The 13,574-nt window shown below is 44.1% G+C and carries 10 protein-coding genes and 1 riboswitch; of the genes, 6 read left to right on the top strand and 4 right to left on the bottom strand.

Features of this window, described 5'->3' with window-relative positions; genetic code table 11:
* Positions 1–12: 12 nt before the first annotated feature.
* The 4 genes from gatA to rlmD all read left to right on the top strand — a co-directional run bounded on the left by gatA (position 13) and on the right by rlmD (position 5,682).
* Positions 13–1,485: an Asp-tRNA(Asn)/Glu-tRNA(Gln) amidotransferase subunit GatA gene (gene gatA, locus HM131_RS17775; RefSeq protein ID WP_085031031.1), complete on the top strand. Its 1,473-nt coding sequence runs from the start codon at positions 13–15 to the stop codon at positions 1,483–1,485.
* Positions 1,482–2,912, top strand: coding sequence for an Asp-tRNA(Asn)/Glu-tRNA(Gln) amidotransferase subunit GatB (gatB, locus tag HM131_RS17770; protein WP_085031030.1), 1,431 nt, complete (start codon positions 1,482–1,484; stop codon positions 2,910–2,912). The genes gatA and gatB overlap by 4 nt, the downstream gene beginning before the upstream one ends.
* Positions 2,913–3,072: 160 nt before the next feature.
* On the top strand, positions 3,073–3,978 hold the full coding sequence (locus HM131_RS17765; protein ID WP_085031029.1) for a diacylglycerol kinase: 906 nt from the start codon (positions 3,073–3,075) through the stop codon (positions 3,976–3,978).
* Positions 3,979–4,305: 327 nt separating this feature from the next.
* A complete protein-coding gene (gene rlmD / locus HM131_RS17760; protein WP_085031028.1) occupies positions 4,306–5,682 on the top strand; it encodes a 23S rRNA (uracil(1939)-C(5))-methyltransferase RlmD in 1,377 nt (458 codons plus the stop codon).
* 59 nt (positions 5,683–5,741) lie between these two features.
* On the opposite strand, the gene katG is transcribed toward rlmD, so the two are convergent.
* Positions 5,742–7,982: a catalase/peroxidase HPI gene (gene katG / locus HM131_RS17755; RefSeq protein ID WP_085031027.1), complete on the bottom strand. Its 2,241-nt coding sequence runs from the start codon at positions 7,980–7,982 to the stop codon at positions 5,742–5,744.
* A gap of 804 nt (positions 7,983–8,786) precedes the next feature.
* Between katG and HM131_RS17750 the strand changes: the two genes are divergently transcribed.
* Positions 8,787–9,833 carry a zinc-binding dehydrogenase gene (locus HM131_RS17750; RefSeq protein WP_085031026.1) on the top strand — a complete coding sequence of 349 codons (1,047 nt, stop codon included), beginning with the start codon at positions 8,787–8,789 and terminating at the stop codon, positions 9,831–9,833.
* Between the two features lie 121 nt (positions 9,834–9,954).
* On the opposite strand, the gene HM131_RS17745 is transcribed toward HM131_RS17750, so the two are convergent.
* The gene (locus tag HM131_RS17745) at positions 9,955–10,959 is read right to left on the bottom strand and encodes an NADPH:quinone oxidoreductase family protein (RefSeq protein WP_085031025.1); all 1,005 of its coding nucleotides are present in this window, start codon (positions 10,957–10,959) and stop codon (positions 9,955–9,957) included.
* A 155-nt stretch (positions 10,960–11,114) separates the two neighbouring features.
* Here HM131_RS17745 and HM131_RS17740 point away from each other — a divergent pair, with 155 nt between their 5' ends.
* Positions 11,115–11,711 (top strand): TetR/AcrR family transcriptional regulator, encoded by a 597-nt coding sequence (locus HM131_RS17740; RefSeq protein WP_085031024.1) that lies wholly within the window; start codon positions 11,115–11,117, stop codon positions 11,709–11,711.
* Between the two features lie 68 nt (positions 11,712–11,779).
* Here the strand turns inward: HM131_RS17740 and HM131_RS17735 are convergent, their stop codons facing one another.
* Both HM131_RS17735 and HM131_RS20810 read right to left on the bottom strand, forming a co-directional pair.
* The gene (locus HM131_RS17735) at positions 11,780–12,670 is read right to left on the bottom strand and encodes a fructose bisphosphate aldolase (protein WP_085031023.1); all 891 of its coding nucleotides are present in this window, start codon (positions 12,668–12,670) and stop codon (positions 11,780–11,782) included.
* 97 nt (positions 12,671–12,767) lie between these two features.
* Complete coding sequence (locus HM131_RS20810; RefSeq protein WP_157130861.1) at positions 12,768–12,944, bottom strand: hypothetical protein; 177 nt, start codon at positions 12,942–12,944, stop codon at positions 12,768–12,770.
* A 378-nt stretch (positions 12,945–13,322) separates the two neighbouring features.
* Positions 13,323–13,512: riboswitch (cobalamin riboswitch) on the top strand.
* The last annotated feature ends 62 nt before the right edge of the window (positions 13,513–13,574 follow it).

The raw sequence follows: 13,574 nt of genomic DNA, 5'->3' as shown, positions 1-13,574 counted from the left end.
GGAGGTTCGACGATGTCTTTATTTGAGTACTCGTTACGTGAGCTTCAAGAGAAGCTACATAGTAAAGAAATTACGGTTACAGATTTAGTCGAGGAATCATACAAACGAATCAATGAAGTTGATGATCAAGTCAAAGCATTTCTGACCTTGAACGAAGAAGCAGCTAGAGCCCAGGCTGCTTACCTTGATAAACAGCAAGGGGAAGAAGACGCACCGCTATTCGGTCTACCGATCGGTGTGAAAGACAATATTGTAACAAAAGGCTTGCGCACTACTGCCGGAAGCCAGATTCTCGATAACTTTGAGGATCCACTTTATGATGCTACTGTTGTAAATAAATTAAATGACGCGAAGTCCATCACGATCGGTAAACTTAATATGGACGAGTTTGCAATGGGTTCTTCTAATGAAAACTCAAGCTATGACGCTGTTCGTAACCCTTGGAACACAGACTACGTTCCAGGCGGATCCAGTGGTGGTTCTGCAGCAGCTGTAGCAGCAGGAGAGGTACCTTATTCTCTTGGTTCTGATACAGGCGGATCGATCCGTCAACCAGCGGCTTACTGCGGTGTTGTAGGATTGAAGCCGACATACGGCCGTGTTTCCCGTTTTGGTCTAATTGCATTTGCATCTTCCCTTGACCAGATCGGTCCAATTACGCGTAACGTCGAAGACAACGCGTTCCTTCTAGAAACGATCGCGGGTCACGACGAAATGGACTCAACTTCTGCAAATGTTGAAGTTCCGAAGTACACGGAGTCTCTTACTGGTGATGTAAAAGGTTTGAAGATCGCTGTACCAAAGGAATACCTTGCAGAAGGGGTTTCTGCTGAAGTCAAAGAAGCGGTTCAATCTGCTTTGAAAAAATACGAAGAGCTTGGCGCAACGTGGGAAGAAGTATCTCTTCCGCACTCTAAATACGCGTTGTCTACGTATTATCTCATTGCGTCTTCAGAAGCGTCTGCCAATCTTGCGCGTTTTGACGGCGTCCGTTATGGTAAGCGTGCCGAAGACGTTGAGTCTATGCTTGACATGTTCAAGCGTTCCCGTGCAGAAGGCTTCGGTGATGAAGTGAAGCGCCGGATCATGCTTGGAACATTTGCCTTAAGCTCTGGTTACTACGATGCTTATTACAAAAAAGCCCAGCAAGTCCGTACGTTAATCAAGAACGACTTTGAAAAAGTATTTGCTGACTATGACGTCATCATTGGCCCAACGACTCCGACGCCTGCCTTTAAAGTCGGCGATAAAGTAAACGACCCAATGACGATGTATGCGAACGACATTCTGACGATCCCTGTTAACCTTGCAGGTGTACCGGGAATCTCCGTACCATGTGGATTCTCCGGCGACGGACTTCCAATCGGTTTGCAGATCATCGGGAAACACTTCGATGAAGGAACCGTCTACCGTACGGCTCACGCCTTCGAACAGGCAACAGAATTCCATAAACAACGCCCGTCTCTTGGAGGTGCGCACGCATGAACTTTGAAACGATTATAGGACTTGAAGTCCACGTTGAATTAAAAACCAACTCGAAAATTTTCAGTCCATCACCGAACATGTTTGGTGACGAGCCAAATAGTAACGTTAACCCAATCGACCTCGGGTATCCAGGCGTTCTTCCTGTTTTAAATGAGGAAGCCGTTAACTTTGCTATGAAAGCGGCGATGGCCCTGAACTGTGAAATCGCAACAGATACGAAGTTCGACCGTAAAAACTACTTTTACCCGGACAACCCAAAAGCTTACCAGATTTCTCAATTTGATAAGCCAATTGGGGAGAACGGCTACATCGACATTGAAGTTGATGGCGTGAAAAAGCGCATCGGCATCACTCGTCTTCACATGGAGGAAGACGCAGGGAAGCTAACCCATAGTGATGATGGCTATTCACTTGTCGACTACAACCGTCAAGGTACACCGCTTGTTGAAATTGTATCCGAGCCGGATATCCGCTCTCCAAAAGAAGCATACGCGTACTTGGAAGCCTTGAAGAACATTATCCAGTACACAGGCGTATCTGACTGTAAGATGGAGGAGGGCTCCCTTCGTTGTGATGCCAACCTTTCTCTTCGCCCGATCGGTCAAGAAGAGTTCGGTACGAAGACCGAGCTGAAAAACTTGAACTCCTTTTCCTTTGTACAAAAAGGATTGGAGTTCGAAGAGAAGCGTCAGCGTGCGGAATTGCTTTCCGGTGGAGTAATCGGGCAGGAAACACGTCGTTATGATGAGCAGACAAAAGAAACGATCCTGATGCGTGTCAAAGAAGGTTCTGACGATTACCGTTACTTCCCAGAGCCGGATCTTGTACCCCTTCACATCGATGAAGCGTGGAAACAGCGGATTTATGATCAGATTCCAGAGCTTCCGGATGCACGTAAGAAGCGTTATATCGAAGAACTTGAATTGCCTGAGTACGACGCCATGGTACTTACGAACAACAAAGAGCTTTCCGACTTCTTCGAAGAAACGATTGCGGCTGGCGGCGACATTAAGCAGTCATCCAACTGGCTGATGGGTGAAGTATCTGCATACATGAACAAGCACTACAAAGAGCTTCATGAGCTTGCATTGACACCAGAATCACTAGCGAAAATGATTAAGCTGATTGAAGACGGCACGATTTCTTCCAAGATTGCGAAGAAAGTATTTACAGAGCTTGTTGAAAAAGGCGGCGACCCAGAGAAAATCGTCAAAGAGAAAGGACTCGTCCAAATCTCTGATGAAGGTCAGCTGACCGAAATCGTCGTTGGCATCATGGATAACAATCCACAGTCAATTGAAGATTATAAGAACGGAAAAGATAAAGCGCTCGGCTTCCTGGTTGGTCAGGTCATGAAAGAGACGAAAGGTCAAGCCAACCCACCAATGGTAAACAAAATCATTTTGGCAGAAATGGAAAAGCGTTAATTAACAGGTGAACAGAGAAAGCGGAAGCACGCACGATTTTGAGAGTGCGTGTTTTCGTATGAGTGGAGACAACCCATCATATACTATAAAAAGTGTTTTCAAATTCAGGAAAAAGAGCTATGATGTAATGTGGAACATGCCTGGATGAGGGGGTTAAAGAATGAAACGGGCCCGAATTATATACAACCCGACCTCTGGACGAGAAGTGATCCGGAAGGTTTTACCCGATATCTTACAGCGCTTCGAACAAAGTGGTTACGAAACATCAACACATGCGACCACATGTGCAGGAGATGCTGTAGAAGCAGCCAAATATGCCGTTGAACGAGAATTCGACGTCGTCGTCGCTGCAGGCGGGGATGGAACCATTAACGAAGTGATCAATGGTATTGCCGAACAGGACCACAAACCAAAACTCGGCGTTATTCCAGTCGGAACAACTAACGATTTCGCGCGTGCCCTTAGCATTCCGCGAAACATTCATAAAGCCGTCGATATCATTTTGGAAGGGTACACCCACCCACTCGATATTGGCCGCGTTAACGACCAATATTTCATGAACATTGCCGGGGGCGGGAAGATCACTGAGGTTTCCTACGAGGTCCCAAGTAAATTGAAAACGATGATTGGCCAGCTTGCTTATTATTTGAAAGGGATTGAGATGCTGCCATCGATCCGTCCGACCTACGTCGAAATGGAATATGACGGCAAGTGGTACGAAGGCGAGATCATGTTGTTCCTCGTTTCCAACACTAACTCAGTCGGTGGCCTTGAGAAACTGGCCCCAGCTGCTCGAATGGACGATGGACTATTTGACCTGATGATCATCGAGAAAATGAACATTGCCGAATTCGTCCGCCTTGCTACGCTTGCGATTCAAGGCAACCATTTGACTCATCCGAAATTCATTCACACGACCGCAAGTCGGGTGAAAGTAAAGACGGAAGAGAAGATGCAGTTGAATATTGACGGGGAATTTGGTGGATTATTGCCCGGGGAATTTGTCAATTTGTATCGCCATATTGACTTCTTTGTACCGGAAGAGAAGTTTTATGAAGAAAAATAAGAGGAAGCGCTGCTGTTTTAGCAGCGCTTTTTCTGTGGTTATAGAAGCGTGTTGAGGTATGGGGCTGATTTAGCCGGTGGGGGGGGAGAGTTTGCACCATTCTAGGGAATACCTGCACCATTTCAGAGGATGTTTAAACCATCTTGGCACGTTCTTGCACCATTTGGAGTGGAGTTTGCATCAACCTCGGCATAGTTTGCTTGATTTCGGCAAAAGCTTGTACGAATCGCCACCCGATATATGTAATACCGCCTCATAGAGGTGCGACTCACCTCCCAATTATGATAAACTACAAAGATAGAGCACATAGAAAAGGACGGATGAATGATGGCGAAACCAAAGCCGCCTGTACAAAAAAACCAAACGATTGAACTGACATTTGAAGATCTGACCCACGAAGGCAATGGGGTAGGGAAAGTTGATGGCTATCCGCTTTTCGTACCGTATGGCCTTCCTGGTGAACAAGCAACCGTCAAAGTCGTCAAAGTGAAGAAAAACTTCGGCTTTGGCAAATTGCTAGAAGTAAAAGAGGCTAGTGACGACCGTGTGGAGCCGCCTTGTGACGTGTTTTATCAATGTGGAGGCTGTCAGCTGCAGCACATGAGTTATAAAATGCAGCTTCAGATGAAGCACAAGCAAGTAAAAGATGCGATGAAAAAGATCGGCCATCTTGAACACGTACCGGTACACGATACGATTGGTATGGATGATCCTTGGCGCTACCGGAACAAGGTTCAGATTCCTGTCGGGCAAAAAGAAGACGGTGAACTGATGACCGGCTTTTACCAGAAACGCAGCCACAACATCATTGATATGGACACTTGTTTGATACAGGATGAAATGAATGACCGTATGGTGGAAGCGGTTCGACGTATCGCTTCAAAACTTGGTATATCAGCGTATGATGAACAGACACATCGTGGCACGATACGACATATTATGGTGCGCACAGGTCAAAATACGAAGGACATCATGGTTGTTATCGTCACGAAAACGAAAAAACTCCCGCATAAAAAGAAGCTTATTGATGAGATTCGCGATGCCTATCCGAACGTGAAATCGATCGTCCATAACGTCAATCATGCTAAGACCAATGTCATCTTAGGAAAAGAAACGAATGTCATTTACGGAGATGAGTATATTTACGATACCATCGGTGATATCAAATTTATGATTTCTCCTAAATCGTTCTACCAGGTCAACCCGACCCAGACAAAAAAGCTTTATGATCAAGCATTGGAGTACGCTGACCTTAGAGGGGGCGAAACAGTTATTGACGCGTATTGCGGTATCGGCACCATATCTCTTTTCCTGGCTCAAAAAGCGAAGAAAGTTTATGGAGTGGAGATCGTCCCAGAAGCCGTTACCGATGCAAAAAAGAATGGCCGGCTGAACAAAATGGAAAACGCTGAATTTTATGTCGGACAAGCAGAAGAACTTATGCCATGGTGGCGCAACCAGGGTCTGCGTCCAGACGTTATCGTTGTTGACCCACCACGAAAAGGCTGTGATGAAGAGCTCTTGAAAGCGATGCTCGACATGGAACCGGAGCGTATCGTCTATGTATCGTGTAATCCATCGACGCTCGCGCGTGATTTAAGAGTGCTTGAAGATGGAGGATACGAGACGAAACAGGTTCAGCCTGTTGATATGTTCCCACAGACGAGCCACGTGGAGTGTGTGACGTGGTTAGAGAAATACTAAAGAATAGATTTGAAAAAGCCCGAGAGTATTCCAACTCTCGGGCTTCTGTCTTTATCTAATTATGCGTTATGATAAGCCAAATCTTTGTTTACCTTAAGATCGAAACGGTCAGCATTCATAACCTTCACCCATGCATCTACAAAGTCACGCACAAACTTTTCTTTATTATCATCCTGAGCATAAACTTCTGCGAGAGAACGCAGGACAGAGTTTGAACCGAATACAAGGTCTACACGTGTCGCTGTGCGTACGAGTTTACCTGTTTGGCGGTCGCGTCCTTCGTATAGGTTGTAGTCTGACGGCTTCCATTCGATGCCCATGTCAAGCAGGTTCACGAAGAAGTCGTTCGTCAGCGCACCTACATTGTCTGTGAATACGCCGTGCTCTGAGTCTTTATAGTTCGCACCAAGGACACGCATACCACCGATCAGCACAGTCATTTCAGGTGCAGACAGACAGAGCAGCTGAGCTTTATCTACTAATAGTTCCTCAGGGCTCAACGTGTAGGCCTTTTTCTCGTAGTTACGGAAACCATCTGCCATCGGCTCTAAGACTTCAAAGCTTTCTGCATCTGTCTGTTCTTGAGTGGCATCTCCGCGTCCAGGAGCGAATGGTACAGTAACATCAACGCCTGCATCTTTTGCTGCTTTTTCTACGGCAGCGCTGCCTCCAAGGACAATCAAATCTGCAATGCTGACTTTCTTCTCAAGTTTGCTTTGAATGTCTTCGTAGACCGTAAGCACTTTTTCTAACATTTCAGGCTCGTTTACTTCCCAATCCTTTTGTGGTTCAAGACGAATGCGTCCACCATTTGCGCCGCCACGATTGTCGGAGCCGCGGAAGGTGCTTGCAGAAGCCCAAGCTGTTTTAATCAGTTCGCTTACTGATAAACCAGTGTTAAGAATTTTCCCTTTCAATTCTTTAATTTCATCGTTTGATAAATCATAATCAACAGTCGGGATTGGATCCTGCCAGATTAAATCTTCTTCCGGTACTTCAGGTCCAAGATATCTTGATTTAGGTCCCATATCACGGTGAAGCAGCTTGAACCATGCACGAGAGAAAGCATCTGCAAATTCATCCGGATTCTCGTGGAAATGGCGGGAAATCTTTTCATATTCAGGGTCCATCCTTAATGCCATATCAGCGGTCGTCATAAACGTAGGCTCTTTTACAGAAGAATCTTCAGCATCTGGTGCAAGGTCTTCCTCTTTAGGGTTTACAGGCGCCCACTGATTCGCGCCGGCACGACTCTTCGTAAGTTCCCATTCGTAACCGAACAATAGATTGAAGTAGCCATTATCCCATGTCGTTGGGTTAGCTGTCCATGCACCATCTACACCACTTGTGATGGTGTCACGGCCTTTACCGCTTCCGTGTTTGCTTTGCCAGCCCAGGCCTTGTTCTTCGATGTCAGCCGCTTCAGGTGCTGCGCCGACTTTTTCAGGGTCTCCTGCACCGTGTGCTTTACCGAATGTGTGACCACCGGCAATAAGGGCAACGGTCTCATAATCGTTCATTCCCATACGTGCGAATGTTTCTCTGATATCACGGCCACTTCCTAGAGGGTCTGGCTCTCCGTTCGGACCTTCAGGGTTTACATAGATGAGACCCATCTGAACGGCAGCAAGCGGATTTTCTAGCTCACGGTCGCCTGAATAACGGTTGTCCGCCAGCCACTCTTTCTCCGTACCCCAATACACGTCTTCTTCCGGATGATAAATATCTTCGCGTCCTCCCCCAAAACCAAAGGTCTTCAAGCCCATGGACTCGAGTGCAACATTCCCAGTAAGTACAAGGAGGTCAGCCCAGGATATCTTGTTCCCGTATTTTTGTTTGATCGGCCATAGCAGACGGCGAGCTTTATCAAGGTTCGCGTTATCCGGCCAGCTGTTTAGTGGTGCAAAACGCTGATTTCCTGTGGCACCGCCACCACGTCCGTCACCTGTACGATACGTCCCGGCTGCGTGCCATGACATACGGATAAAGAGCGGACCATAGTGTCCATAGTCTGCTGGCCACCAGTCCTGACTGTCTGTCATCAGATTATGAAGATCTTGTTTCAGGGCATCATAGTCCAGTTTTTGAAATTCTTCTTCATAATCAAAGTCTTCACCCATTGGGTTGGTCTTCTTGTCATGCTGGCGAAGGATGTCCAGGTTCAGCTGATTTGGCCACCAATCTTTATTGGTTGTCCCAACTTTTGCAGTCGTAACGGCACTCTCTTCCTTCGATTTGTGATGGGATACAGGGCACTGTTCAGCACCAGCTTTGCTTTCGTGCATTTCATTCTTGTCCATTTGTGTATTTCTCCCTTCTTATATGTGTGAAAAAATTATAACCTCTATTAGATTATAATTATAATAAACTAGGATTCGAATTGGAAGTAAGATGCACTGCATTTAAAGAAAGATTTTCAATTATGGTACATAGAAAAAAGAAAGACATCGGGATAAATTTAAGTTAGAAGTGGTGTATTGAGGTGTATAAGCATGCTTATTACTTAGCTTACCAAATTTACTGAAAATAAAGTAGATTTTACTGTTTTTTAAGAAATTCTTAATACTTTCTGATGATATAAATTAAAACGACAGTATCCTAGACCATGTATAGTCGTATACGATGCAATGAATAGGGGGGATAAAAAGTCTATTTATAGGTGGAATTGTTGCTTGTTATGGATAATCGTAACATATTATTACGGTGTTGTAAGCGCTTAATAAATACGCAGGATCTTTAATACCGTCCATTAATGAGTCATAGTGATTGTAAAATGAAGAGTTAAAGGGAGTATTGAGGCTGAATTATAACTAATAAAAATATGTAAATAAGAGGAAGGAAATAGCCATCCTCTTATTTTTTATAAAGGAAATGTACTTTACTATGCTGTTGGTTATTGTATAAAAAGCTTAGTTTAGAGATAATAGGTACAAACGAATAGAAATAACTAAAGGCGTTGGTTCAGGATTTGTAAAAGATTCCTCTATTTAGATGGTCTTTGCTTATATGAAATAAAGTTAGCCATACTAAAATGAATAAGAGCTTTTCTTTGTAAAGACCAACGATGGAAGAGTCCTCTATGGATTGGAAAGGAGAAGATAGGAATGAAAGCAGTACAAGTTACCGGATACGGAGGCGTGGATAAATTAGAGGTAGTGGATATACCAGTACCAACTCCTAAAGAAGGCGAAGTTCTTGTTAAGGTAAAGGCCTGTGGAATTAACAATACGGAAATCTGGATGAGAGAAGGGGCTTACGGCCAGGGAGGAAAATCAGGTTGGCGCCCAGAAGGTGTTCAATTCCCTAGAACTCCTGGTTCCGATATCACAGGGGAGGTCGTAGATGTCGGGACGAATGTACCTGAGGCTATGAAAGGTAAAGATGTCGTCTTATTTCCTTTCACGTCCAGCGGTGAGAATGGTCTTGAGCATATTTCAGAGGATATGTCTTTTATCGGATCTGAATATGATGGGGGTTATGCAGAATACGTCGTATGGCCGTCGGAACTTTGTTATGACATGCCGCTGTCCACTTATAAGGAAAGTGCAGCATTTACAGTAAGCGGGCTGACAGCCTGGCACATGGTTGAACAGATTCAAGCTAAGCAAGGCGAAACGATTGTCGTCACAGGTGCGAATGGCGGAGTGGGTTCATTAAATGTCCAAATCGCATCCAAAGTGTTCGGGGCAACGGTTATTGCGATTGTAGGGGATATGGCTCTTGAAGAGAAGATGAAGGATTTAGGAGCCACGCACGTATTATCTTATAAAACAGATGATCTCGCTGAGGACCTATTGAAGGTGAACGAGGGTCCGATCGATTCTGTTTTAGATGTGGTAGGGGACGCTCTTTTCTCAACCTTGCTCCAGGCATTAAAAAAAGGGGGCAAATATTGCATCTCTGGATCTGCTGGAGGTCAAAAAACGCAACTCGATTTTAGAACCTTATATTTAAAGCATATTACTCTGTTTGGCTCTGTGTTAGGAACAAGAGAAGAGTTCCAAAAGATGCTTGATGCTATTTCTAATGGAAAAATCAAACCAGTAATAGACCGTACGTATCCTCTTGAAGAAGCAAAAGAAGCTCAAACTTATTTTAAAGATTCAGGGAAATTAGGTAAGATCATTTTACTTCCTTCAGAAGAAGAATAATTGCTGTAACAAAACCACTTCCTATAGAAAGTGGTTTTTCCATTTAATTATTATATAGAAGATCCCCCGAATAACGGCGCACATTTATTCGGGGGATCATTTATTAATTATATTTTTTACTTCACGCAGTTTCTTCAGAAAGCTTTACAATCGTTCTTCCTCGGACTTTACCTTCTAAAATTGCAGATAGGATATCTGGCAACTCTTCAAGAGTCACTTCATTCATGATGTCACCCATAGAATCTGGCTTCAGGTCATCCGCCAGTCGGTTCCAAAGCGTTTTTCTCACGTCCATAGGGCAGTACACAGAATCAATTCCTAAAAGATTAACACTACGAAGGATAAAAGGAAAGACGGTGGTCGGAACATTTACACCTGCGGTCAGCCCGCTGACTGCAACGGATCCTCCATACTGGGTTTCACTTAAAATAGTTGCTAATGTTTTTCCTCCAACAGGGTCGACGGCTCCCGCCCAACGCTGTTTGCTAAGGGGACGTAATTTTTCAGGAGATAACTCCTCTCTTGAGATGATTTCTTTAGCTCCTAAATCTCTCAAATAATTATGCTCTGATTCTTTTCCTGTACTTGCTGTCACGTGGTAGCCGTTTTTCGCAAGCATAGAAACAGCCATGCTGCCTACACCGCCTGTGGCGCCGGAAACTAGAACCGTTCCATCTTCTGGTTTTACCCCGCTTTGTTCAAGTTTATGAACAGATAGCGCTGCAGTGAAGCCGGCTGTACCAAAAGCCATTGCCTCTTTTAAGGTCAATCCTTCCGGTAAAGGGACCACCCAATCTCCGGGTACACGGGCATATTCACTAAAGCCACCAAAGTGTGAGACTCCTAACTCATAGCTTGTGACAATTACCTTATCGCCTTCTTGATAGCGTGTATCGTCAGAAGAAACGACGGTTCCGGCAAGATCTATGCCTGGCACAAAAGGATAGGATTGGACGATCTTTCCATTCGGTGTACTTGCAAGTCCGTCTTTATAGTTTACACTGGAATAATGAACTTGGATTGTAACATCACCCTCTGGCAAATCATCGAATGATAAATCCTCAACTTGGACAGAAAACTTTTCCTCTGACTTGTTGACCATAAGAGCTTTAAATTTTTCTACCATTTGATTTTGTCTCCTTTCCTATCTATCTTCTCTTGCATCATAATATTTTTATTCTGACTGGTCAATATTTTCATTCTGTCCGGTCAAAATAATAGTTTCACACAAGGGTGACGATTATGTATAATAAGCCTAGATATGGATGTGGAGGGTATCTAATGGTTAAAAAAGCAGAGCAGAGACGCGAACAAATATTAAAGGCAGCCTTTGAGGCTGTTTCAGAAAAAGGCTATAATGCTGTGACCTTGCAAGATATAGCTGACTATGCCGAAGTCAGTAAAGGTGTCACTAATTATTATTTTAAAAATAAAGTAGATGTGTTCGCGAACCTTCTAGAATGGACAACCATGAAAATATATGAGAAGGAAGCGGCATCCATTACAAAAAGGGATACAGCCGTGGAGAAATTGGAAGCTTATATGGAGCAAGTATTTATTGGTCCAAAGGAAAATAAAACCTTTTACCGTGTTTATTTAGATTTTCTTTCCCAAGCCAAAAATGTGGAACGCTATCGAGAAATTAATTTACAGTTTTATAAAAATTGCTGGGAAATCGGTAAAGAAATTATAACCAGGGGTATTGAAGAGGGAGTATTTCATGTTGAGGATGTTGATCAATCAGCTAAAAGCATTCGCAGTATGATCGACGGCAGTCTAATCCAGTGGTTGATGAGGGGAGAGGATGACCTGCATCACGACTACAAGCTGATGTGTCATAAGGCTGCTCTTCGTTTGTTAAATTATCAATCGCCTTAGATAGGAAGTTAACCTCTTGCGTTTGAAAGGGGGCCGTTTAATAACGGCCCCCTTTCATCATTCAGGGATCATTTTTTATTCACAGATGCATCGTGAATGGAGTCTACCGCATTCTTCAGCGTTGCGTTAAACTCTTCGTCAGACTGATTAGCGTTTAGATCTCCGGCAAGTGCGCGGGAGAAACTTGCAATCAGACCGTCGTTCTCTTTAAGCTTTTCGTTGGCTTCTTCACGAGAATAGCCTCCGGAAAGAGCAACTACACGAACCACATGAGGATGATCGATCAGTTCTCTATACTGATTCGGCTTCGTAGGGATCGTGAGCTTCAGCATCACATTTTGATCATCGGAAAGATTATTCAAGTGATCGAGGATTTCTTGTTTTAGAATCTCCTCACATTTTTCTTTGTTTTCACTGTGAATATTGACTTCTGGTTCAATGATCGGAACTAAGCCGGCTTCAATAATTCGTTTTCCGATATCGAATTGCTGGTCAACGACATCTTTGATACCTTTTTCGTTCGGCTCGTGGATAACCGACCGCATTTTAGTTCCGAAAATGTTTCGGTCATTCGCACGTCTAAGAGTCTCATCTAAATCATGGATCGGTTTCATGAGCTGCACGCCATTTTCTTGTTCGGCGAGCCCTTTATCCACTTTCAGAAAAGGCACGACCCCTTTATCGGCAAGGTAGTCCGCTGTATATTGCCCTTCAATTTCACGGTCCATCGTTTGCTCAAATAGAATGGCACCGAGAATCTGATCGGAATTGAAAGACGGGGACGTGATGATTCTTGTACGCATCTGGTGGACAAGATCGAACATTTCGTCTTCACCGGAATAGGAATCCTCTGGCACTCCATAAGCAGCTAAGGCTTTAGGCGTGCTACCACCACTCTGGTCTAAGGCTGCGATAAATCCGTTTCCACTTTTGACCTTATCAAATTGTGCTTGATTCATCTGTCACACTCCTCCTTTTTTATGGTCCACTATACTCTTCCCATTCACCCACTATTTGTAACACGAATCGTGTTTCCTGGAAAGAAATATCCATAGGTTAAGATGGTTCAGAGGAATCGTATAAGATTTCATCCGCTTGATTTTCTGCTTCTTGTTCAGGGAGCTTTTCAAGGATTTCGAGCATTTTATTCGTAATGCTTTCAATCTCCCGGCGGCTGTAGCCGAGTTCGTTCATAGCAATCGTTGTGTAAGCAAGAGAGTCACTTTTATCCACGATCGTTCCTCCTTCTATTTAGTTATCTCTTTTAGTGTGCGCGATTTCTTGTCTGATATTACCAATATCTTCATTACTTTGGGAGTCAAGAGATCGAGTGACTTTATATCGTAGTGTGGAGGAAAAACGGAGACACTACTGTGGGATGAACATGCTAGGTGAGACCCTGGAAGACTTAGCATGAGGAGGCGCAGCGCATGCCCACGGAAAGCGGGTCGATCTCCCATCCACCATCACTAACACTAAAGTATCGAAACTGAGGATTCTGGATAAGGAGACTTAACTGATAAATAATTTCTTCAATCTAATTAAAATTTCCAGACAAATTTTCAGAAAAAGTGAGCAATTTCATTCACTTTCGTTTACAATGAAAAGTAATTACATATTGGAAAAGTAGGCGCGATTGAATTATTTCAATGGCTTAAAAGGGAAGTTGGTGCAAATCCAACACGGTCCCGCCACTGTGACAGGGAGTAACTTTGCCGGTCCACTGTGCTTAGTACGCATGGGAAGGAGCAAGGAAGCGAAGATCTGAAGTCAGGAGACCTACCTGCTTTTTACACCAATGTAACCTACGCGGATAGGGAGGTGTGTCGGGAAGATCAGGAGTCCTTTTTATACATAGTGGTC

This window comes from Halobacillus mangrovi, assembly GCF_002097535.1.
Classification (GTDB): Bacteria; Bacillota; Bacilli; order Bacillales; family Halobacillaceae; genus Halobacillus; species Halobacillus mangrovi_A.
This window is presented reverse-complemented; position numbering and strand designations above follow the sequence as displayed.